The following is a 20135-nucleotide window of genomic DNA, read 5'->3' on the forward strand; positions in this document are numbered from 1 at the left end:
CGTCGATGCCCGGTCGGATCCTCCCGCCCCGAACGGGGCGCCCCGACCGGCATCCCGCGACCTGCACACCCGCAGGGTCGCAGGCCGGTCGGCGCGGCCGTCGCCCGGTGCTTCCCTGCCGGTCATTCCTGCGACCCTCCACGCGTACCTCGATGCGGGCGTAGCCGCAGGTCAGCGCACCCGTCCGCGTGGCTTCAGGGGGAGCGGCGGCAGTTCGGGGGCGTGCAGCCGGGCGCCGTCGTAGCCGTGGACCTCGCCGAAGCGCGAGCTCTTCTCCCAGTCGTCGCGGGCCTGGGCGATCTCGTCGTGGGTGCGGCCGATGAAGTTCCACCACATGACGAGCTGTTCGCGGAAGGGTTCGCCGCCGAGGAGCAGCAGGGACGCGTCGGAGTGGGCGTGGAGGGGGAGGTGGCGGCGGCCGGTGCCGAGGTAGAGCATCGAGCCGGGTTCGAGGCGGACGCCGTCGATCTCGGTGAGGCCGCTCATGGTGAGCACGGCGTACTCGAAGTGCTCGTCGAGGGGCACCTGGTGGCGGCTGCCCTCGCGCAGGGAGAGGTCCGCGCCGACGATCGGGGTGTGGGCGGTGCCGGGGGAGGTGGTGCCGTCGAGGGTGCCGAGGATGACGCGGGCGTCGAGGCCGGCGGCGGTGACGCGGGGGAGGTCCGGGTGGTGTTCGAAGGTGGGGTCGGTGTGGCGGTGGCCGTCCGGGAGGGCGACCCAGAGCTGGGCGCCGTGCAGGAGCCGGGCGTGCGGCCGGGGGGACTCCTCGGAGTGGGAGATGGCGCGGCCGGAGGTCATGAGACCGAGTTCGTAGGGCCGGACGGTCTGCAGGCTGCCGAGGCTGTCGCGGTGGAGGACCTCGCCCTGGTGGAGCCAGCTGACGGTCTGCAGGCCCATGTGGGGGTGCGGGGGCACCTGCATGCCGGGTTCGTCGGCGATGTCGTCCGGCCCGTAGTGGTCGACGAAGCACCAGGCGCCGACCATGCGCCGCCCGAGGGAGGGCAGCAGCCGGCGGACGACGGTGGAGCCGCCGAGGGCGGTCTCGCGCGGCGGCAGGAGGTCGCGGACGGGTCCTTCGGTGGCCTGGCCGCCGCAGCGGGCGGCGGTGGGGTGCAGGTCGAGGTCACTCATGGCCGTCGTGCTCCTTCGTGTTCGCTCCGGCGTTCGCGGGTGCGGCGGGCCGCGGGCCGGCCGCGACGATCGGGGTGCCGCCGCTGACGGCGCGGGTGACGGGGGTCCGGTCCGCGATGTCCAGGAGGCGGGCGCGCTGGGTGTCGTCGAGGTCGCCGAGGAGGTCGATGCGGCGGGTGATGCGGGCCGTGGCGTCCGGCCCCTTCTCGTAGCCGAGGTGGACGCGCACGGTCTCCAGCGGCCAGCCCTTGCGTCCGGCGTACATGCGCAGCGTGATGGCGGTGCAGGAGCCGACGGCGGAGAGCAGCAGGCCGATCGGGGTGGTGGCGGTGTCGCCACCGCCGGCCTGTTCGGGTTCGTCGGCGGCGAGGTGGTGGTGGCCGCTGCGGATGTCGACGTGGTAGTCGTCGCCGGCGCTGGTGGCGATGGCCGCGGCGGAGCGGACGAAGCGCGGCGCCTCGGTGGTCGTGGTGGTGGTGTCCATCGGTTTTGCCTCCGGGGCGGGTCAGAGGCCGAAGCGCTCGTGCTGGTCGGCGGGCACGAGGTCGGCGTACTCGGGGTGCTTGACGATCCAGCCGCGGATGAAGGGGCAGTAGGGGAGTACGGTGAGGTTCTGTTCCCGGGCGGTGTCGAGGGCGGTGCGGGCGAGGTGTCCGCCGAGGCCGAGGCCGCCGAAGCGGGGGTCGATCTCGGTGTGGATGAAGGCGATCTCGCTCTCGTGCCGGTTGTACTCGGCGAAGCCCGCGAGGTCGTCGTTCTCGAAGATCTCGAAGCGTGAGGCGGCCTGGTTGTCCGTCACGTGGATGCCCATCGTGGTCCCTCTTCCGTCGTCGTCCGGCCGGCCCGGTGGCCGCAGATGTAGTTTAGACTTCAATTACTTGTGGATCAAGTCGGGGACTGCATCGTGCGTGCCGTGGGGCGGCCGGCCGCCCAGGTGGTCGCCCAAGTGTCCGCCAAGAAGAGCCCCTGGCAGGGGGGTTGACCGCCGGAGCGGTCGGCCGCGTGCGGAGATGGGGCACGGAGGTGGGGGGCTTGGTGCGCCGCGTCCGGTGGCGGTTGTCCGCGGCCCGTAGTGGGCCCGGAAGGTTCAGGGCGGCGGCGCCGGGTGCCGGACGCCTTGCCGCGCGCCGGGGTTGTGGCCGCCGCCGGCACGGCTGCACGGAGCGGCGGTGCCGGCGGCGTCACGGGGTGCCTCCCGCGGCGTGGGCTCAGTGCGGGGTGGCGGCGGGCTCCAGGACGAAGACGGGGATGATCCGGTCGGTCTTCTTCTGGTAGTCGGCGTAGTCCGGGTAGGCCGCGACCGAGCGCTCCCACCAGACCGCGCGTTCGTCGCCGGAGAGTTCACGGGCCGTCATGTCCTGCCGGACGGGGCCGTCCTGGAGCTCGACCCGCGGGTCGGCGACCAGGTTGTGGTACCAGACCGGGTGCGTGGGTGCCCCGCCCTGGGAGGCGACGACCGCGTAGAGGCCGTCGTGCTCCACACGCATGAGGGGCGTCTTGCGGATCTTCCCGCTCCTGGCGCCCAGTGTGGTGAGCACGATGACGGGCATGTCCCGCATGGTCGTGCCCTCGGTGCCTCCGGAACTCTCGTACTGCTCCACCTGGTCGCGGACCCACTTGGTCGGGCTCGGCTCGTACTCGCCCTTGAGCGGCATGTCGCCCCACTTCCGTTCGTGCCTGGCTGCCGTCGGGGCGGGCGGCCGCCCGCCCCGACCATGCTTACCACCGCGGCCTCGGGTGACCGGAGTTGCCGGGTGTCCCGGCGTGGCGGGCCGGGACACCCGGCAACGGGTGCCGGCGGGTGTCAGCGGCCGGTGGCGAGGACGGCGCCGCCGGAGCAGTCGAGGACGGTGCCGGTGGTGAAGCCGTTGCCCGCGAGGTAGGTGACGGCCTGGGCGATGTCGTCGGCGGTGCCGACCCGGCCGACCGGCAGGCGGGAGGCGATGTCGGCGAAGAACGCGGTGCGGTCGGCCTCGGGCAGGCCGGACCACCAGGCGGTGTCGACGACGCCGGGGGAGACGGCGTTGATCCGCAGGGGTGCGAGCTCGGCGGCGAGCGGCGGCACGGCCGACTCCAGGGCGTCGTTGACCGCGGCGAGCCCGGCCGAGCCGGGCAGGGCGGCCCGGGCGGAGGCCGCGGTGACGAAGGTGGCGGAGCCGTCCGCGCGGAGGGTGGGGAGTGCGGCGCGGAGGAGCTCACCATCGACCGGATCGCCCGGGCCGCCGGAGTCGGCAAACAGACCATCTACCGCTGGTGGCCCACCAAGGGCGCGGTCGTCGCCGAGGCCATGGCCGACACCGCGACCGCAGCCGTCGGCCTCCCCGACACCGGCGCACTCACCGGCGACCTCGCCGCGTTCTTCCGCGCGAGCTTCGCCGCCCTCCGCGACCGCGGCATGGTCCGGCTGCTCGGCGAGGTCGTCACCGGCGCCCAGCGCGAACCGGCCGTGGCCGCAGTGCTCGGCGACTTCACGGCCCGCCGCCGCGCCGCCCTGCTGGAACTGTTCCGGCGCGCCGGGGAACGCGGCGAACTGCGGGCCGGCGCCGACCCGGCACTCCTGGTCGAACTCGGCTACGGATTCCTCTGGTACCGGCTGCTCGTCGGCCACGCGCCGCTCGACGACGCCGCGGCGGACACCCTCGCCGACCACCTCGCGGCGGCAGCCCTGGCCTGAACACGGCGCCCCGCCGTACCGGCCCTGACGCGTACCGCGCCGGTCGGCCCTGACGCGTACCGCGCCGGTCGGCCCCGACGCGCGCCGTACCGGTCCCCGGCCGCCGGGCCACCGGTGCTACGGGCGTCCGGCCTCCACGCCCAGGGCCACCAGCAGGACGCCCAGCGTCGCGTTGGTCGCCGGGTACGACACGATCACCGCCGCGAACTCCCGCAGCACGGCGCTCGGCCAGTAGTAGCCCGCGGTCGGTGCGCCGATCACCTGGCCGGTGACGCCCGCCCGGCGGGTCGCGAGGGCGGCGCGCAGCACGTGGAAGGTGTTGGTCACGACCACGCAGCGGTAGCCCGGCCGTTCGGCGGCCATCAGGGCGGCGCTGTACTCCATGTTCTGCGCGGTGTTCTCCGAGCGGTCCTCCAGGCGGACGGCCCCGGGCGGCAGGCCGCGGGCCGCGAGGTGGCGGGCCATCGCCTCGGCCTCCGACACCTGCTCGTCGTCGCCCTTGCCGCCGGAGACGACCACCACCGGCGCCCGGCCCCGGGCGGCCTGCTCCTCGTACACGCCGAGCGCCGTGTCGAGCCGGGCGGCCAGCAGCGGCGGCACGCGGTCGCCGTTCAGCAGACCCGCACCCAGTACGACGACGAAGTCGACGTCGCGCCGGGTGCCGAGGCGGCGGTAGAGGACGGCGTAGCCGAGGAAGCAGAGCAGCAGGAACGACAGGTAGCCCGCCAGCAGCAGGGCGCTCGCGGCGACGGCGTGCAGGACGGGGGAGTCGACGCGTACGGCGGCCCACAACACGCCGATCAGGGCGAACACGGCCAGTCCGGCGAGCAGGGAGAGCAGGTTCGCGGGGCGGCCACCCTCCTGGCGGACCATGTGCACGCCGTTGGCGACCAGGAGTGCCCCGGTGGCGGCGGCACCGAGCAGGGCGGCGGCGGGCAGGGCGGCCGTGGCGGCGTCGATCACCTCGTCGGGCAGCCGGTCGAGCTCGCCGGCGAGGCCCACGACCGCGAGGACGGCGGCCAGGCCGAGCAGCACGGCGTTGCTGAACCTCCGGCGGTCACGGCGTACCCCGACGGCGAACAGCACGAGCATCAGTGCGGCGAGCAGGTAGGCGACCATGGGCCCGATCGTAGGGGGGCGGGCCGACGGTCCGGCCGGTGCTCCTGCCGCGCCGGGCCGGTTCACTCCTCCTGGGCGTCCAGCCAGTTGAGCAGGACGGCGCGCTCGGCGGGCCTCAGCGGGCCGGACTCCTGGCTCGTCGCCCAGGCCCGCAGCCGGTCGACCGTGGCGGGTTCCAGGTCGCAGTACAGGCGCCAGACCGCGTGCGCATGGCCCTGCGGGCCGGCCGGGCCGCCGCAGTTCCCGCAGTGAGTGAAGAAGGCGTCCACAAGGCGGTGGGCGTTCATCGCGTCGGTCACGGCAGGAGGTGGCCCTTCGTCCGGGTGCGGTGGGGTCGGCGGGGGATCACCCCGCCGGTCCATCGTCCCGGACGTGCCGCCCCGCCGCGCCGGGGCGGAAGGCCCGGCACGGCGGGACGAAGGTCCCGGATCCGCGAATCCGTCGCCTACCCGACGTCGATGCCGGTGATCGCGGGCCGTCCGGTGGCCACGTCGTCACCGGTGAAGCCGACCGCCGCGAACGCGTCCCGGGCGAGTCGCAGGGCCTCGTCGCCGGCGGCGGTGCGGTCCGCCGCCTCCACCTCCAGGCGCAGGACGAAGGTGCCCTCGGGCTCGCCGACGGTCAGCACGTCGAGGTCGGGCACCTCGGCCCCGACCTGCTCGGGGTCCACGCCGCGGAGTCCGGCGACGAGGCTTCTCCGGGCACCGTCGTCGAGCGGCCGGTGGAGTGTGCCGGGGATGGTGATCACGTAGCTGCCCATGTCTTCCTTCTCGCCGCAGGCGGCGCCGGGAAACCTCCGGGCGGCCTGCGGCACGTGGTGGGGTGGTGCGGTCAGACCTCGGCCGGGCCGCGGGGACGGGAGCGGGAGCGGTACAGCGCCTTCGACAGGTGGCGGCCCACGAGGAGGTAGAGGAGCAGGGCCCCGCCGGTGTTGAGGATGACGTCGTCGACGTCGAAGGCGCGCCCTGGCACCAGGGCGGCCTGCGCGACCTCCACGGTGACCATGGTCAGTACGGTGAGGCCGGTGACCCGCAGCAGGCTTCCGGCGCGCCGGGAGAGCAGCGGCAGCAACACCCCGAAGGGGGCGCCGAGCAGGATGTTGCCGCCCACCTGGCGGGCGGCCTCGCGGACGGCCGGCCGGTCGAGGTAGGCCCTGAGCGAGGCGCCGGGCTGCAGGTTGGTGTGCGCGATGCCGCGCGAGGCGGGGGAGGGCGACAGCGTGGCACGGGCCAGGGCCACCGCGAACAGCACGGTCAGCGCGACGGCGACCAGCAGCACCACCGCGCGCAGCAGCGCGGCGATCGGCCCGCGGCGCTGCAGCAGCGGGGGCTTCACCCCGGCGGGTTCGGGTGCGGTGCGGCGGGAGCGCCACGTGCGGCCGGGCCTGCGGCCGGGTGCGGTGCCCTTCGGCGCCGGGCCGCCCCCGCCGCCCGCCTCGCCGCCGCCCGCCTCACCGACCGCCGCCTCCACCGGTCTCGCCGTGCGGAATGCCGCCATGACCCCTCCTCGTCTGCACCGCGCCTCCACCGGGCGCCCGGGCCGTGTACCCGGCGCGAGGCCGTTCACACGCGGCCCGGCTGCCGGCCCTCCTCCTCGCTCTCGGCGCGGCGCAGCGAGCGGGTCAGGACGACCCCGCCCACGACGAGGGCGATGCCGATCCACGCCGGGCCCTCGTCGGCGGCGAGGAGCACGATGCCCACCGGCACGAGGTAGCCGGCGAGCGGCAGGAGGAAGCCGCGGACGGTCGGCACCGCGACGTCCTCACCGTGCGCCCGGGCCGCCCTGGCACGGACGACGTCCGGGTACCACCCGGTGAAGCGCACCGCGGCGATGATCGCGCCGATTTGGATGATCCAGCCCGTCCACAGGTTGTTCGGGTTGTGCAGCACGAGGTCGCCGTACAGGCCCGCGAGGGCCGCGACGAGGAAGGCGGCGCCCCACGCGGCGGTCAGCAGGTAGTTGGTGCGGACGAACGCGGGCGTGTGCCAGAGGTTGCGGGGTGCCTGCTCGCGGGCGTACTGCAGGGTGAAGGGGGTGCCGACGGCCATCGACCCGAACGCGATCACCACCAGGGCGATGTTGGAGACCTCGCCGGCGTACGTCTCCAGCCAGGCGAGCGTGCCCGCCGAGGCGAGCGCGCCGATCACGGTGAGGCCGGCGAAGAAGACCACGTCGGACACTTCGAGGATCTTCCACGAGGTGCCCGGTGCACGGATGCGGCCGATCACGACGAGGGCCACCGCGAGCGCGAGGGCCGCGCCGACGGCGATCTCGAACCGGCCAGGACCCACGACGACCGAGAAGACGATCCACGGCGACATCCCGATGATCGGGCTGTCCAGTAAGCCTCCGGTTCTGCGGCCGGTCCGGGTCTCGGTGGCGGTGTTCACGAGGATCTCCTCCCGCTCGGCAAGGCTCCTTCCAGCATCCGCCCCCCTGCCCGGCGCCCGCCACCGAGCCCGGCCGCCCGCGGACGCCGACGGGCCCGGGCCTGCCGCGCGGCCGGTGCGGCCGTGCAGCAGGCCCGGGCCCGGTGCGGGTGGTGCTGCTCCCCTGCGGTGCGGGACGGGAGCGGCGGTGTGCCGGTGTCGGGCCGGAACCCGTGTCAGGCCGGGACCTTCTCGGCCCCGGTCTCCGAGGCCCCGGTCTCCGCGGCCTCGTCGCCCTGCGGCCGGGCGTGCTGCGGCAGCAGGAAGACGGCGAGGAAGACCACCGCGAGCATGGCGATCTCGACGCCGAGCGTGAACTGCTCGGCGTGGACGAAGCTGGCGCTCTTGATCTGCTCGAAGAAGACCGTGCCGAGGATCGCGGTGCCGAGGGCGGCGCCGAGCTGCTGCACGGAGGTGAGGGTGCCGGAGGCCGAGCCGGTCTCGTGCGGCTCGACGGAGGCGAGCACCGTGTCGAAGAACGGCGCCATGACGAAGCCCATGCCGAGGCCGGTGACGGCCAGGGCGGGGGCGAGCTGCCACGGCGTGACGCTCTCCCCGGCCAGGCCGAGGGTGAGGATGACGCCGCCGACGCCCGCGGCCATGCCGATCAGGCCGCCGTGCATGACCTTGCGGCCGAACTTCACCAGGCCCTGCGAGGCGACGAACGCGACGACCATGCCGATCGACGACGGGATGCCCGCCAGGCCCGCCTTGGTCGGCGAGTAGTGCAGGCCGATCTGGGTGTAGAGGCTGAAGGTCAGCCAGAAGCCGGTCATCGCGGAGAAGAAGAACAGGCCGAGCACCATGCCGCCGCTGAAGCCGCGCTTGCGGAACAGGCTCGGTTCCACGAGCGGGTCGCGGCCGGAGCTGCTGATGCGCTTCTCGTACCAGGCGAAGACGGCGAAGACCGCGAGGGCGAGGCCGATCATCGCGAACGACCAGGCGGGCCAGCCGTGCTCGCGGCCCTGCACCAGCGGGAAGATGATCATCGCGGCGCCGACGGCGGCGAGCAGGGCGCCGACGAGGTCGAGCCGGACGGCCCGGGCACTCTTCCACTCGGGCAGGAACGCCAGGCCGCCCGCGACGGCGAACAGGCCGAGCGGGATGTTGATCAGGAAGATCATGCGCCAGCCGGTGCCCCAGAGGTCGGCGTCGACGAGCCAGCCCGCGAGGATCGGGCCGCCGACCGTGGAGAGCCCCATGACCGGGCCGAACAGGCCGAAGGCGGTACCCTGCTCCTTCTCCGAGAAGATCTCCTTCAGCATGCCGAGGCCCTGCGGCAGCATGATCGCGCCCAGCAGGCCCTGGAAGGCGCGTGCGGCGATCAGCTGCTCGGGGCCCTGGGCGAGGCCGCAGGCGATGGAGCCGAGGGTGAAGCCGACGGCGCCGACGAGGTACATGCGGCGGCGGCCGAAGATGTCACCGAGGCGGCCGCCGGTGATGAGGCCGATCGCCATGGCGAGGGTGTAGGCCGCGCCGAGCCACTGGATGGTGCTCTCGCCGCCGCCGACGTCGGCCCGGATGGCCGGGGCGGCGACGTTGGTGACCAGCGAGTCGAGGAGGTCCATGACCTCGGCGGCGAGGATCACGAAGAGCGCGGCCCACCGCCATCGGTAGGGCGCGGACGGGTCGGTCATGAGGGGTCTCCGAGTCTGGAACGGTGTTTGGCTGACGAACACTGTTCTACGGAGCGATCCTCGTTCCGTCAAGCCCGCAGGTCGGCGCCCCGAACATTGTTCGCCACAGGTACGATGTTCGTCGCCCACCGTGACAGCCCGGGTTCACCGGGCACGCACCGGGCGACCACGCCCGCCCGCACCCGACGAAGGAGGCGCGCATGACCTCGGACGGCCACGCGGACATGCCCGCCGTGCCCTGGCACAAGCCGCGCCGCACGGATCCACGGCAGCCCCTCACCCGGGACGCCATCGTCGAGGTGGGCATCCGCATCCTCGACGCCGAGGGCATGGCCGGCGTCACCATGCGACGCGTCGCCCAGGAACTCGGCACCGGGCCCGCCTCGCTCTACGCCCACGTCTCCAACAAGGACGAGCTCCTGGAGCTCATGCTGGAGGAGATCTCCGGCGAGATCACCCTGCCCGACCACCCCGAACCGGACCGCTGGAAGGAGCAGATCCTGCAGCTCTGCCTCGACGCCCAGCACGTGTACACCCGGCACCGGGACATCACCGTCGTCTCGCTCGGCAGCATGCCCGTCGGCCCCAACAAGCTCCTCCCGGCCGAGTTCATGCTCGACCTGATGATCCGCGCCGGAATCCCCGGGCAGGTCGCCGCCTGGGCACTCGACGGACTCGGCCAGCTCATCGACGTCGACGCCTACGAGGCCTTCGTCTACGGCATGAAGGCCGGCAGCGGCATCGACCTGGAGGCCTACTTCGACGAGGTCGGCCAGTACTTCCGCCGACTGCCCAAGGACAGGTTCCCCCGCATCAGCGCGATGGCGGAGACCATGACGACCGGCGACGGCGACGACCGCTTCCGCTTCAAGGTCGAGGTCTTCCTGCGGGGGCTGGAGTCCTACATCGAGCACTGACCCGGGATTTCGGGACGGTGACCAGGGAGTTCGTGGCGGTCGGGCAGGAGCCGGCCGCATGCTCTGCAATTCTCCCGAACGGCGTCCGCCGGGGTTCGGACCCGTTCTGACCTGCGGCGGAGCGACCGCCGGTGTGCCCCTGGACCCCGCTGGACGGGGATGAATGAGACCAAAACTGAAACCACCCGTCATCGACCGCTGGCCAGCCCGGTGGCGCTGCGGAGGGAACAGGCTCCGGGCTCAGGCTCCGGGCTCAGGCTGATCGCCAGGTAGTGGTTTTGGAGCCGGAGCCCGGTGAGGTGGCGTACTTGCCGAGGGGCCCTGTTATCGGGGAACGGTCACCGCTGTGAGGCTGCCGTCGCCGAGGTGCAGCCAGCCGCGGCCTGGGCTGGACGATACACCGGCGAGAGAGGTTGCCGAGGCGCTACCGATCAACTTACCGGATGCGTAGGTCTGCGGCGCGAGGAGGAGGCCCCGGCGTGCGTTGGTCAGTTCGCTCAGCCACTTCATCGGGTGGTCGATCTCCCGTTCGTTGGCGGCTGCGACCAGAGCTGCGCCTTCGCTCGATCCGTGTTGAAGTAGTTGCCTCAGCACAGGGGATGCACCGCAGTCCGCCAGCGCCTCGGCATCATCCATCACCACCACTACGGGATCGTCCCGCGTGGCTGTGTCCAATACCTCCTCAAGCGTCTGACGCTCGACGTCGTTTTGAACGAGGCAGGCCAGCACAGACGGTTGTTCTGCTAGTTCGCGCAGCGGCGAAGGCCGTGGGGCGACTAGGAGGAGCCTGGTATCGCTCGTCAGCAAGGATCGCGCGATGGTCGTCAGTGCGGTGGAGCGCCCCGAACCAGCAGGTCCGGCAATAGTGAAGGCGGGAGCGGATCCGGTTGCGAGATCCGGCCCGTGGGCGGAGAGGGGGTCGCCTCCGACACCTGCGAGCGCCCACAGCCGTGGTACCGCTGGGGGTCGCATCGCCCATGCTTCGTCAAAGCCGATGTCCGAGGGTAGGGAGTTGAAGCGTCGCTGTCGCTCCAGAGCCTCATAGGCCACGCTCCAGAGCCCAAGCAGCAGCGTGTGGTCCTCCAATTGCAGGTGCGCCGCGTTGGAGAAGGCGACCAGTGCGTCGCGGTCGGGCAGTTCGCTGTGGGTGTACCAGCGGATCCACCTGTCTGCAGAGACCCGTGTCTGTTGTTCCAGCTCTGTGAAGGACCAACGGCGTTTGAGTCGGTGTTCTTCGAGGCAGTGACGCACCGCGACGAGTTCCCGACGTGCGGGGGAGCGGGCCACCTCGAACTCATGGCTCTGCACCCCGTAGAACGTCGCATTCGCCGGGCGGTGCTCTTCCAACGCGTCGGCCATCCTGGCGAATCCCTCGCTACGGCGGACCACGCCTAGGAAGACCCTGAGTGCGTCCTTGTCGTCCCACAGCGACTGTGCCGCATTGATGATCAGGGCCTTCAATGATTCCAAGGCGGCGTCGCCCGGCGTGTTGTCGTCCGCTTCCTCATCAGACTCCGTGTCGTCGTCCTGGAGGTTCGCGTGCGCCTGGGCGACCGTCTCGCTGACGGCCAGCTTCCACAGTTCCTTGAACCGGTCGGCCACAGCGTCGACATCATGGCGGGCGATCTCGGCAAGGGCGCGGATGATGAGGTCGAGGCGGCCTAGCGGTGGCAGGTCGGCCTTCTGGAAGGCATCCAGGACCGCTTGGTGGTTGACGATCCAGAAGCCCTGTGCGTCCTTGCCGATCCGATCGCGGATGCCTCGTGCGGACGGGAGTCCCGCGTCTAGTCTGAGGTCGTGGAGATCGCCGTTCAGCCTTTCCAGGCAGGGCTGATGGGAGAGATCCGGCCTCGTCCACAACTGAGCACTCACGGTTCCGTCCCGGGGGTGGAGTTCACAAGCCGTCAGCCCAACACTCGACGGCGCTAGCCATCATCAGACTCTGTCACAGGCCGCGCGCTCGCGGCCCCGGTTGGCCAATGTCGTCAGGGACTGTCCGGGGCCGTCAGAGGCAGCTTCCGGTGACCCACGCTGGCTGTGGCAATGGCAGTAGGCCGTTCATAGACGGAAGGCAAGTCCCATGGAACAGCTCAGCGTCCGCACCGTCCTCCTTCTCCTGGTGGGCATCCTCGCCGTCGTTCTCATCGTGCGCGCACCGACCTTCGGGTTCGCGATGGTGGGAGCGACCGCGGTGGTTGCGCTGTTGGCCCAACTCATGGATAGGGAGTGAGGCTGCCGCCTGAGAGCACCGTGTGCGAGGCCGCCCCGGAGCTGGACGAAACGGAGGTCGAGCCGTACTCGGTCGAAGAGGTCCAGCGGCTCCTGCTCGAAGCGGCAAAGGTTCGCAACACCGCCCGCTGGGTCATCGCCCTCGCGCTGGGCCTCCGCCAGTGCGAGGTGCTCGGGCTGCAGTGGGAGGACGTTGACTTCGAGGTCGGCGTCATTCTGGTGCGGCGTGGACGACTGCGGCCCCGCTACAAGCACGGCTGCGGCGACCGCTGCGGGCGCAAGCCCTGCTACTGCCCGACGAAGATCAATATTTGGCGCGAGACCAAGTCCACCAAGTCGAAGGCCGGCAAGCGGCCGATCGGCGTGCCCCAGGAGCTGATGAAGCTCCTGGCCCAGGACAAGGAGATGCAGGACCGCGAGCGCCTGCGTGCCCGCGACCTGTGGGTCGAGAAGGGGTACGTCCTTACCTCAGAGGTGGGCGAACCGCTCAACCTCAACACCGACTACCACCGGTGGAAGGACCTGCTGAAGGCCGCAGAGGTTCGCTACTACGCGGCGTTCCGCCCAGGCGGTGAACAGGTGGACCTGTCTCTGCCCGAGCAGTGGGCGGTGGCCGCGTGGGACTTCGAGGTGGACCTCTACACCGATCGCCCGGTCCCCTGGCGTACGGCACGCCGGCCCGGTCCCGAGCACTTTGTCGAGGCTCAGGTCCGCGGAACGGACAAGTCCGCTGTCGCGGCGGCGTTCGTGGAGGCACGGGAGCAAGCGGCCGACCGAGCCCAGAATCCGGGCAGGTACGGCGACAGCTCCGACTGGTAGCACTGGTAATGCGGCCCCGGACCATCAGCTTGGTGGTCCGGGTCCGCAGCATTCGCCTTGCCAAGGCGGTGAGTGCAGCCGCAGCGGTCGAATCAGCGGAATGCTTGTTCGATGCCGAAGACGAGTTGGTGGGCTTGGGGCCATCCGGCCTCGATGAAGATGTCGCAGATTTCGCGTAGGGCAGTCAGGTTTTCGGGGACCTTGAGGATGTCTCGGTGGTCGGCGAGGATGCGTTCCGCGAACCTGACGCAGGTGGCGACGGCGAGGGAGTCGGCCGTGTACCCGCTTTGGGTACCGGTCTTGGTGAGGATGTCTCGCACGCCGATGAGGCCCTGCTGAGGGCGTTGGTCCAGGACGTGCTCGTAGACCTGGACGAGGTGGTGGATGACCTTTGCGATCGGGACCGCCATGAGCAGGCGCATCAGTGGTGCGGCTTCGTCGACCAGCTTGACCTGCTCCTGTGTGGGCTCGCCGTCACCGGATTCACTCGGCTTGGTGGCCGCGTAGATCTGGAGGGCGATGGTGTCGGCCAGGAAGAGTAGTGTCCGTAGATCCTGCTGCTCGGCGTCCGTCAGCGCTTCGGCTCGTCCGAGCAGGGACACGATTCTGGCCATGGCTGGCTCGGCCAGTTGAAAGAACAGGCCCAGTGCTCGCGTCCTGACCGCAGGTTGGCTGTCGGTGAGCGCACCGCGCAGACTATGAATGCACGTCAGCCATGCTTCTCCGCTTGGCCAGCATTCCCTCATGCGGGCTACGGCGCTATCGGCCTCCGGCATCGCGTGGTAGACCCACAGGAGACCAGCCGTTGTTGCACATGTGGCAGCTGCAGAGATTCGGTTGGCCGTCGGGGCGACGCGCGCCATGACGCGGGTGAGCAACTCCATTCCACGTCGCCAGTCGCCCGTGGAGCGGCAAGCCGATTCGACTGTCGCGCTGAGTACGGCCTCGTCGCTGTCTTGGTCGGCCAAGCGGTTCAGAAGCTCCCAGGCGAGGGCCGGGTCGGTGTGGCGTAGATAGCCTGCCGCCCGGGCGGTGGTGAGTCTGATCCAACCGACCGGATCCGCAGCGAGTTCCTGAAGGGCCGATGCGAGCTGCGGATCGTACTGCTCCGGCAGTCGACTCAGCTGGAGCAGGCCGCGCACGGCGTCGGTGCGGGGTCCTTGGGGGATGAAGGTATCGAAGTGGGCGTTTTCCGCGGTGGGTTCGGGGCGCTGATTTGTTGCGAACAACAGGAGCATGTCCCGTGCCAGCGTCAGGACGTGGGCTGGGGCCTGTGTGTTGCGTGTCCAGATCTCCGCTGCTCGTGCGAGGTGGTCTTCAACTCTGTCGCGGACCGCGTCTGAGACGCTGTCGAGCATGCCCCACAGCTCGGTGGCCTCGGGGAGGCTGGACATAACGTCGGACACCTCGGGAACGTCGTTGAGGTGCCGCTCGGTGAACTCGTGAAGCGCAGCGATGAGGTTTCCGGCAGCCGCAGTCGAGCTGACTTCATCTGCGTGGGAGCCCGCGGGAGTCGGTTTCCATGAGGCTTGGTCTGTGTTGTCCCAGTCGTCCCAGCTGTCCTGCTCATGCGACCAGTCGGCGCTTCTAGCGGGATGGTCCACCGACATGGCCTCGGCGAACATCTGGTAGCGCCTGGCCATTGCGTCGCTTTCGACCTCCTTTCCATCCGCATCGGCGGGCTTCAGCGCCTGGACAGCATCGTTGAGTGCGGCTGATTGCGCAGGATCGAGGTCGGGGTGGATTGCCCGGACGAGTGTTGCTGCGGGACCAAAGAGGTCGGGGAGGACCAGGTCTGTCACGAAGGCGGCGGGCTCTTCGACCAGGAGTCGCCGCAGAGCCGGGTTCGTGGCTGCGGCCAGCAGAATGCGCCGCCACACACTGGCAGTGCACGGTGCGGATATCGCGGCCTCGATGATGGTCTGGGAGCCCTCCTCGTCCGTATGGGCAGTGTGGCTCTGGAATGTGTCGAGTAGTTCCGGTAGATCCCGTCCTGCGGGACTGAATGGGAAGTCCCACAGCCGTGAGTCGTCAACGATGATCTGGGTGGACTTGCCAGCAAGTCGAACCGACGCGGTCGGTGCATCCGGGCGGTCTTTGAGGCTGAGCCTGGTGAGGATGGACAGGGCGACTGCGATGTCCCACTGCAATACCTTGTGGTAGCTCTGGACCAGGCTGTACTTGGACGAGTCGAAGTCCTGTTGGCGTGTGGACTGCAATGTGAGGACTGCGCCAGAGCCGATTCGCGTGGGGTCGGAGGAGGTCTCCTCGTGACCCAGTACCGCCACATATAGATCCTCGACGATTCCGGGTACCTGCTCGACCAGCTGGGCGACGTTGTCCGTCAGGGCGAAGAGGTCGTGGTAGCCGCGTTCGGCGAGTTGTTCCGGTGCGATGGCTTTGCGAAGCAAAGCCTCTGCAGCTGGATCGCTGGCTGCGGTCTGGCGGACGGCATTGATCACTAGCCGTGTCCCAGGCACGGGCGGCTGGGTCCACAGGTACTCCAGCAGCCTACGAGCGGCGAGGCCACACGCACGCTGATTGTCGGGTGTCAGGCTCTCGTACTGCGCTGCAAGGTCTCTGACCAGGTCGCCCAGGGCCTGGACGGTGGCCGCGGGATGGCGCGAAAGTCGCTCGGCGACGGCAGCCCATGCCCCCGTATCTGGAAGCGACTTGCTGGCGATCCTGAGGGAGACGGCGATGGCAGCTGCCTGCATGAGGCGCTTTGCTGCGGGGATGGCATTCGACGCGTGTTCGAGCAGGGGCTCGAGGTCCGCGGTGCTGAGCGTGTTGCGGGCCGCAACCTCGGCGGCGGCGGTCGCTGCCATCGGGCTCATACCCTGTGCGGCGAGCTTCAAGGCCAGCTCACAGAACACTGCCGGCCCCAGGTTCCAGGCCATGTCCAGGTACATGTCGATGCTGGGGCGGGCGAACAGGAGGAGATCGGGGTCTTCCTGCAGGCACTCGGGTAGGCCTCCGCCGAACGAATCGAAGTACACCAGCGCGATGGCATAGTCGAAGAGCACGTGGTGGGCGAACTGCAGTGGGCCTCGGGTCGATCCGCCCGCGATGCTGGGCGCAGAGGTCAGGACAGACCGAGACATCAGCGAGTCGAGAACGGTGGCTCCGGCGGTGTCGCCGGAAAGGATCTGCTGGACAGGCACGGTCATACGTCGTTCGCGCACTGCGGCCGCGCACAGCTTTGCGAGCAGGGCTTGACGTGTGGTTCCCTCTTGGCCGTCACTGACCCGGCTCTGCCAGTACTGGTCCAAGAGGTCGAGTCGGCTGCCGATGCCGGCGAGTCCGGCAGTGGATACGCCGTTCAGCAGCAGTTCGGCTGCCAGCCGCAGGTTGAAGGGGTTCCGAAGAAGGCGTCGCTGATGGTCGTCGGAGCTGTCGACCAGGTGGGCGAACTCAGGGAAGGAGCTGCTGACCTGCGCGACTTCCTCGTCGTCGAAGTTGTTCACGTCGGCTGGGCTCGGGAAGGCAGCGCGTAGCTGGGGAGAGCGGGACAGGTCCCACGTGCGGATCGAGACGACGACTCGCCAGTGAGGGAGCCGACGGCCCACGTCCACGATGATCGATCTCCAGAGCCCGGAAGCCGAGTCTGTTCGTGCCGCGTCGAGAGCGTCGATGACGAGCAGCCCGGTCTCACCAGGGGACCACTGGGCCAGGACATCCAGAAGCGGATGCTGAAGCCTCAGCTCGGACTGCAGGTTTCCCTTGCTGGTCGCAGCAAGGCTGCTTACCTGCAGAAACAGAACAGGGCGATGGGTATCACGCGCCGCGCATGCCATCTCGTGGAGGACGACGGTCTTGCCCGTACCGGGATCACCGACGACAACGAAGGACTCCGCCCGGGACCGGTCGGCGAGTCCCGAGAGTGAGCTGCGCCTGATTGCCACAGCTCCTTGTGGCGTGGGGATTGTGGTCAGCCCGCTGCTCAGCTGGTCGATGGTCTCGTCGGTGAGCTGTACCAGCCGAGCCACGTCTGCCTTGAAGTCTGGGAGTGTCGCGAGAGCTATCCCACTGGAGACGAGCGATTCCTGCAGCCGTTCCAGTCCCGCTTCCGCGTGGTTGATGGCCAGCTGTCTGCAGGTGCTGAGCAGGACATTCCATGCGGCGGTTGCCTGCCCGGTCTCGGTGACCACAGATGTGCGAAGCCGGTCGAGAGCTCCTACTTCAGCTACGCCCCCCACCTCCACATCGAGGGTCCACACGTAGCACTGCCCCAGGAAGCTTTCAAGCTCAGAAGCAGAAGGCGCTGTGCCGCGCTGCTGCTGCCACTCCCTTGCCGCATGAGCAGTGAACACCTTGTACGCGGCCATCTGTTTTGCGTTGAGCTGGAGCGCGGCGAGGTCGGAGCCGACCGGGCTGTTCCTCAGTCGCTGGAGGGCTCGTTCAAGGTCGTTCCTGACTGCCCCGGAAGCCTCTGAGGTTGTCACGAGGACAAGGCGGTCATCATCGTGCCCAGGTAGAAGGTGCTGAGTGACGAACTGGCCTACGGTCTTCGCTAGTTCGCTGGTTTCCGTGGTGCCCAAGGTGATTGATCGTTTGGCTTGGAGCACCAGGGTGACGCCATCGGTGGTGTGCACCCTGCAGTCGTCGACAGGCTCACCGGTCTCGCACGCGACCTGATCGACCGCGCCGGTCCACAGGCCCTGCACCTGTGCTGCGGCCTCGCCGGCGAGGATGGCGACGGCGAACCATGCAGCGACGCGTTCCTGGAAGTCAAAGCCGCCAGCTCCGGCACTACCACCTGCGTCCGAGCGCGCTGACGAGTTCTCGTTCACGGGCCGCTCCTCGATCAGTTTCACCCGGGGCGTCGACTCTATCTCCGTCGCCGGACGATCTATGTGGTGTCGTCGTCGAAGGCCGGCAGATCGATGGACCTGACTGGAGCTGTGTAACCGACCTGTGGTTTCGATGGGTGAGTCACGGAGGCAGCATCCCTCTGCGCCACCCAATTGGCGGACGGCGGCTTGGCGAAAGATGCATGCTGGCGCTTCAACCGATCCAGATGCCGCCCGGTGAAACCCGGCGCGCGAGGCGGCGGCCGGCGGCGCTGACTGGCCATGACCAGGACACGTCGGTGACCCGGCACCCGAAGTCGTCGGCGAGGGCTTGTACGAGGTTGGCGCCAACGCCCTGTCGGCGATAGGAGTCCGCCACCCAGATCAGGTCGATGAGCGGGCGCAGAGTGCCGTCCTCGTCGCCGAACTCGGAGCCGTCGAGATCCCAGGGGCGGTGCTGGTTGGTGTCGCGAGCGGCCAGGTAACCGATGACGTACTCGTTGGCCTTCAGCAAGTACGCCCGTACGTTCTCTGGGGACTTCCTGGGCTCAGCAAGGTCGGACCATGAGTTGAAGTCGTAGTGGTTCTCCCTCTGCGGCATCTGCCCCACCTGGTGAGTCAGCTTCCGCCAAGCGATTGGCGATTCCGTCGTTACGACGGCCAAGTCGGCCCACCAATCCAGGTTCCTCGGCACCCGGACGCCGAACGCCCATGCCCCATGGTGAGAGGCGTGTTCCTTGCCGCCGTCCAAGTCGCCCTGCAGGCTCATGCCGCAGGGGCACTTGCCTCCGTTGGGGGTCTCCACGCTGCGGAACTGGACAGGAACGGCGCCGTAACTGAGATTGCGATCTCCGCCGCCCACCCAAGGCCGGACCGGCGTGCCGTCCTGCTCGACATACCCGGTCCATCGGTCCACCCAGCCGGGGTGCTGCTCGGGAAACAGCTCCCGCTTTTGCTTCTCGAACGCAGGCAGTGTCGGGCGAACCCAGACGCTGCCTGCGGTCGCCCGGCCGTTGAGGCGCACTCCGTGCCGCTTGGCCCTGACGCGCAGAAAGTGCAGAAAAACGCTGGGTGGTGCGGAAAAGTCGACGCCGCGGACCAGCTCCCGTTCGCCAGGCGCAAGCCAGTCCTCGATGGGAAGCGCCAGTCGGTCAGCGAGGGCGTGAAGTCCGCTGTAGTCATGGTTGAGCTCAGCACTGCACAGCGCTTCCACTGCCACCCCGATCTGGGCAAAGGGAACAGGCAGACTGACCCAGCTTGGCCCGCTGCCGCACGAGAGCGTGCCCCGGTTCCCGTCGTACCGGATGCGATCGAAAGACGTGTGCTGCGCCCTGGTGACGGCCTCCGTGTAAGCGGTAGGAAGATCTGGGGAGTCTCCCCGCCAAGTCAAGGCATCGACGTACCCATCTCGGTCCAGTTCGACCATGGCGTACCAACGGTGTGCCCGGACATTGATCTTCCGAGAACTGGGGTCGCGTCGATCGGGGTCGAGGTAGATCGTTCGCTCAGTCATGCGCTCTCTCCTCGCCAGGTACTCCCGTGCTCGGCTGCTCGTTGGGATAGGGCCTACCGCCCTCGTCCGTGATCGTGGCGTGCGAAGCTGGCTGGACCTCGACGCGGAGCATGGGCCAGGGCGTGCCCTCCTGATCGAGGCCATCGACCAAGAGCATGTGGCGTACGAAGGCGCCCACCAGGAAGTTGCGCTCGGCGAGCCTGCTCAGGTAGCTCTGCAACCCCTTCTCGGCGTCGCGGTTCTCGCGCACACTGTGCAGCTCGGCTGCAATGTCGCAGTAGTCCTGGACCAGGCCCAGGAACTCCAGAATGAGGTCCTCATCCTCTTCGGGGAGACCGTCTGGCAGCGCGTACTCGAAGGTGACGCTGGACTTGATCATGTTCCACAGCGGGTTGCCGCGGGTGATCAGCTTCAGGATCCGAGGTTGCGGGAACCCCGGGTCGGGCACCAACTTCAGCCGGCCTGGCGTTGACTCGCCGAGCGAGCGCGTCCAAGCGGCGTGCTTGGCCTTGATCTCGCGCAGTCGATCCACCGTGAAGTGCCCTGGTTGGTCATCGATTTGCTTGTGCTGCTTGCTGCACAGCAGGACCAGGTTCGTATGGCTGTCGATGGATGCGTCGTCCAGCAAGCCGGCTCTCGGTCCGCCCTTCGAGCGGGCGACTATGTGGGCCTCCTCGCCGAAGACCGAGGGGTCGTCCCAGGCAGTCCCGGGTGTCACCACCTGCACCCGGCAGATCGCGCACCTGCCGCCTGCTTCACCCCAGATGATCTTCCGGGTCTTTTCGGACACGGCCATGGACACCACCCTGCCAGAGGAGCGGTGCCCAGCGGGTGCGAATGCGATGGCTCAGACAGAGAACTCGCCCGCCGGATG

Annotated in this window: 17 protein-coding genes and 2 pseudogenes; 4 read left to right on the plus strand and 15 right to left on the minus strand. The window is 69.4% G+C overall.

Features of this window, described 5'->3' with window-relative positions:
* Positions 1 to 171: 171 nt before the first annotated feature.
* The 5 genes and pseudogenes from SNE206_RS21985 to SNE206_RS22005 all read right to left on the minus strand — a co-directional run.
* Positions 172 to 1131, minus strand: a complete 960-nt coding sequence (locus SNE206_RS21985) for a pirin family protein (RefSeq protein WP_407915181.1) — start codon at positions 1129 to 1131, stop codon at positions 172 to 174.
* The gene (locus SNE206_RS21990) at positions 1124 to 1615 is read right to left on the minus strand and encodes an OsmC family protein (RefSeq protein WP_407915182.1); all 492 of its coding nucleotides are present in this window, start codon (positions 1613 to 1615) and stop codon (positions 1124 to 1126) included. Before SNE206_RS21990 ends, SNE206_RS21985 begins: the two co-directional genes overlap by 8 nt.
* Positions 1616 to 1636: 21 nt before the next feature.
* Positions 1637 to 1942, minus strand: a complete 306-nt coding sequence (locus SNE206_RS21995) for a GNAT family N-acetyltransferase (protein WP_407915183.1) — start codon at positions 1940 to 1942, stop codon at positions 1637 to 1639.
* Positions 1943 to 2339: 397 nt separating this feature from the next.
* Positions 2340 to 2786: a nitroreductase family deazaflavin-dependent oxidoreductase gene (locus SNE206_RS22000; protein ID WP_407915184.1), complete on the minus strand. Its 447-nt coding sequence runs from the start codon at positions 2784 to 2786 to the stop codon at positions 2340 to 2342.
* 149 nt (positions 2787 to 2935) lie between these two features.
* Positions 2936 to 3313 (minus strand): annotated as a pseudogene (locus SNE206_RS22005) (SDR family oxidoreductase); the annotation flags it as partial.
* Between the two features lie 105 nt (positions 3314 to 3418).
* Between SNE206_RS22005 and SNE206_RS22010 the strand changes: the two are divergent.
* Positions 3419 to 3805, plus strand: coding sequence for a TetR-like C-terminal domain-containing protein (locus tag SNE206_RS22010; RefSeq protein WP_407915202.1), 387 nt, complete (start codon positions 3419 to 3421; stop codon positions 3803 to 3805).
* Between the two features lie 117 nt (positions 3806 to 3922).
* Here SNE206_RS22010 and SNE206_RS22015 read toward each other — a convergent pair whose 3' ends face one another.
* The 6 genes from SNE206_RS22015 to SNE206_RS22040 all read right to left on the minus strand — a co-directional run bounded on the left by SNE206_RS22015 (position 3923) and on the right by SNE206_RS22040 (position 8990).
* The gene (locus SNE206_RS22015; RefSeq protein WP_407915185.1) at positions 3923 to 4924 is read right to left on the minus strand and encodes a YdcF family protein; all 1002 of its coding nucleotides are present in this window, start codon (positions 4922 to 4924) and stop codon (positions 3923 to 3925) included.
* A gap of 62 nt (positions 4925 to 4986) precedes the next feature.
* Positions 4987 to 5223 carry a hypothetical protein gene (locus SNE206_RS22020; RefSeq protein WP_407915186.1) on the minus strand — a complete coding sequence of 79 codons (237 nt, stop codon included), beginning with the start codon at positions 5221 to 5223 and terminating at the stop codon, positions 4987 to 4989.
* 146 nt (positions 5224 to 5369) lie between these two features.
* Complete coding sequence (locus tag SNE206_RS22025; protein ID WP_405009642.1) at positions 5370 to 5684, minus strand: hypothetical protein; 315 nt, start codon at positions 5682 to 5684, stop codon at positions 5370 to 5372.
* A 71-nt stretch (positions 5685 to 5755) separates the two neighbouring features.
* Positions 5756 to 6421, minus strand: a complete 666-nt coding sequence (locus tag SNE206_RS22030) for a VanZ family protein (protein WP_407915187.1) — start codon at positions 6419 to 6421, stop codon at positions 5756 to 5758.
* Positions 6422 to 6486: 65 nt separating this feature from the next.
* On the minus strand, positions 6487 to 7245 hold the full coding sequence (locus tag SNE206_RS22035) for a hypothetical protein (RefSeq protein ID WP_407915188.1): 759 nt from the start codon (positions 7243 to 7245) through the stop codon (positions 6487 to 6489).
* A 284-nt stretch (positions 7246 to 7529) separates the two neighbouring features.
* On the minus strand, positions 7530 to 8990 hold the full coding sequence (locus tag SNE206_RS22040) for an MFS transporter (protein ID WP_407915189.1): 1461 nt from the start codon (positions 8988 to 8990) through the stop codon (positions 7530 to 7532).
* 200 nt (positions 8991 to 9190) lie between these two features.
* Here SNE206_RS22040 and SNE206_RS22045 point away from each other — a divergent pair, with 200 nt between their 5' ends.
* On the plus strand, positions 9191 to 9907 hold the full coding sequence (locus tag SNE206_RS22045; protein ID WP_407915190.1) for a TetR/AcrR family transcriptional regulator: 717 nt from the start codon (positions 9191 to 9193) through the stop codon (positions 9905 to 9907).
* A 324-nt stretch (positions 9908 to 10231) separates the two neighbouring features.
* Here the strand turns inward: SNE206_RS22045 and SNE206_RS22050 are convergent, their stop codons facing one another.
* Positions 10232 to 11779 (minus strand): hypothetical protein, encoded by a 1548-nt coding sequence (locus SNE206_RS22050; protein ID WP_407915191.1) that lies wholly within the window; start codon positions 11777 to 11779, stop codon positions 10232 to 10234.
* Positions 11780 to 11987: 208 nt separating this feature from the next.
* Here SNE206_RS22050 and SNE206_RS22055 point away from each other — a divergent pair, with 208 nt between their 5' ends.
* Positions 11988 to 12137 (plus strand): hypothetical protein, encoded by a 150-nt coding sequence (locus SNE206_RS22055; RefSeq protein WP_407915192.1) that lies wholly within the window; start codon positions 11988 to 11990, stop codon positions 12135 to 12137.
* A gap of 32 nt (positions 12138 to 12169) precedes the next feature.
* Positions 12170 to 12955 (plus strand): annotated as a pseudogene (locus SNE206_RS22060) (tyrosine-type recombinase/integrase); the annotation flags it as partial.
* A 92-nt stretch (positions 12956 to 13047) separates the two neighbouring features.
* On the opposite strand, the gene SNE206_RS22065 reads toward SNE206_RS22060, so the two are convergent.
* From SNE206_RS22065 to SNE206_RS22075, 3 genes are all read right to left on the minus strand, one after another.
* Complete coding sequence (locus SNE206_RS22065; protein WP_407915193.1) at positions 13048 to 17748, minus strand: hypothetical protein; 4701 nt, start codon at positions 17746 to 17748, stop codon at positions 13048 to 13050.
* Positions 17749 to 17962: 214 nt separating this feature from the next.
* Complete coding sequence (locus tag SNE206_RS22070) at positions 17963 to 19261, minus strand: GNAT family N-acetyltransferase (protein ID WP_407915194.1); 1299 nt, start codon at positions 19259 to 19261, stop codon at positions 17963 to 17965.
* Positions 19254 to 20057, minus strand: coding sequence for an HNH endonuclease (locus tag SNE206_RS22075; RefSeq protein WP_407915195.1), 804 nt, complete (start codon positions 20055 to 20057; stop codon positions 19254 to 19256). The genes SNE206_RS22070 and SNE206_RS22075 overlap by 8 nt, the downstream gene beginning before the upstream one ends.
* Positions 20058 to 20135 lie beyond the last annotated feature (78 nt).

It is taken from the genome of Kitasatospora sp. NE20-6 (assembly GCF_045862635.1).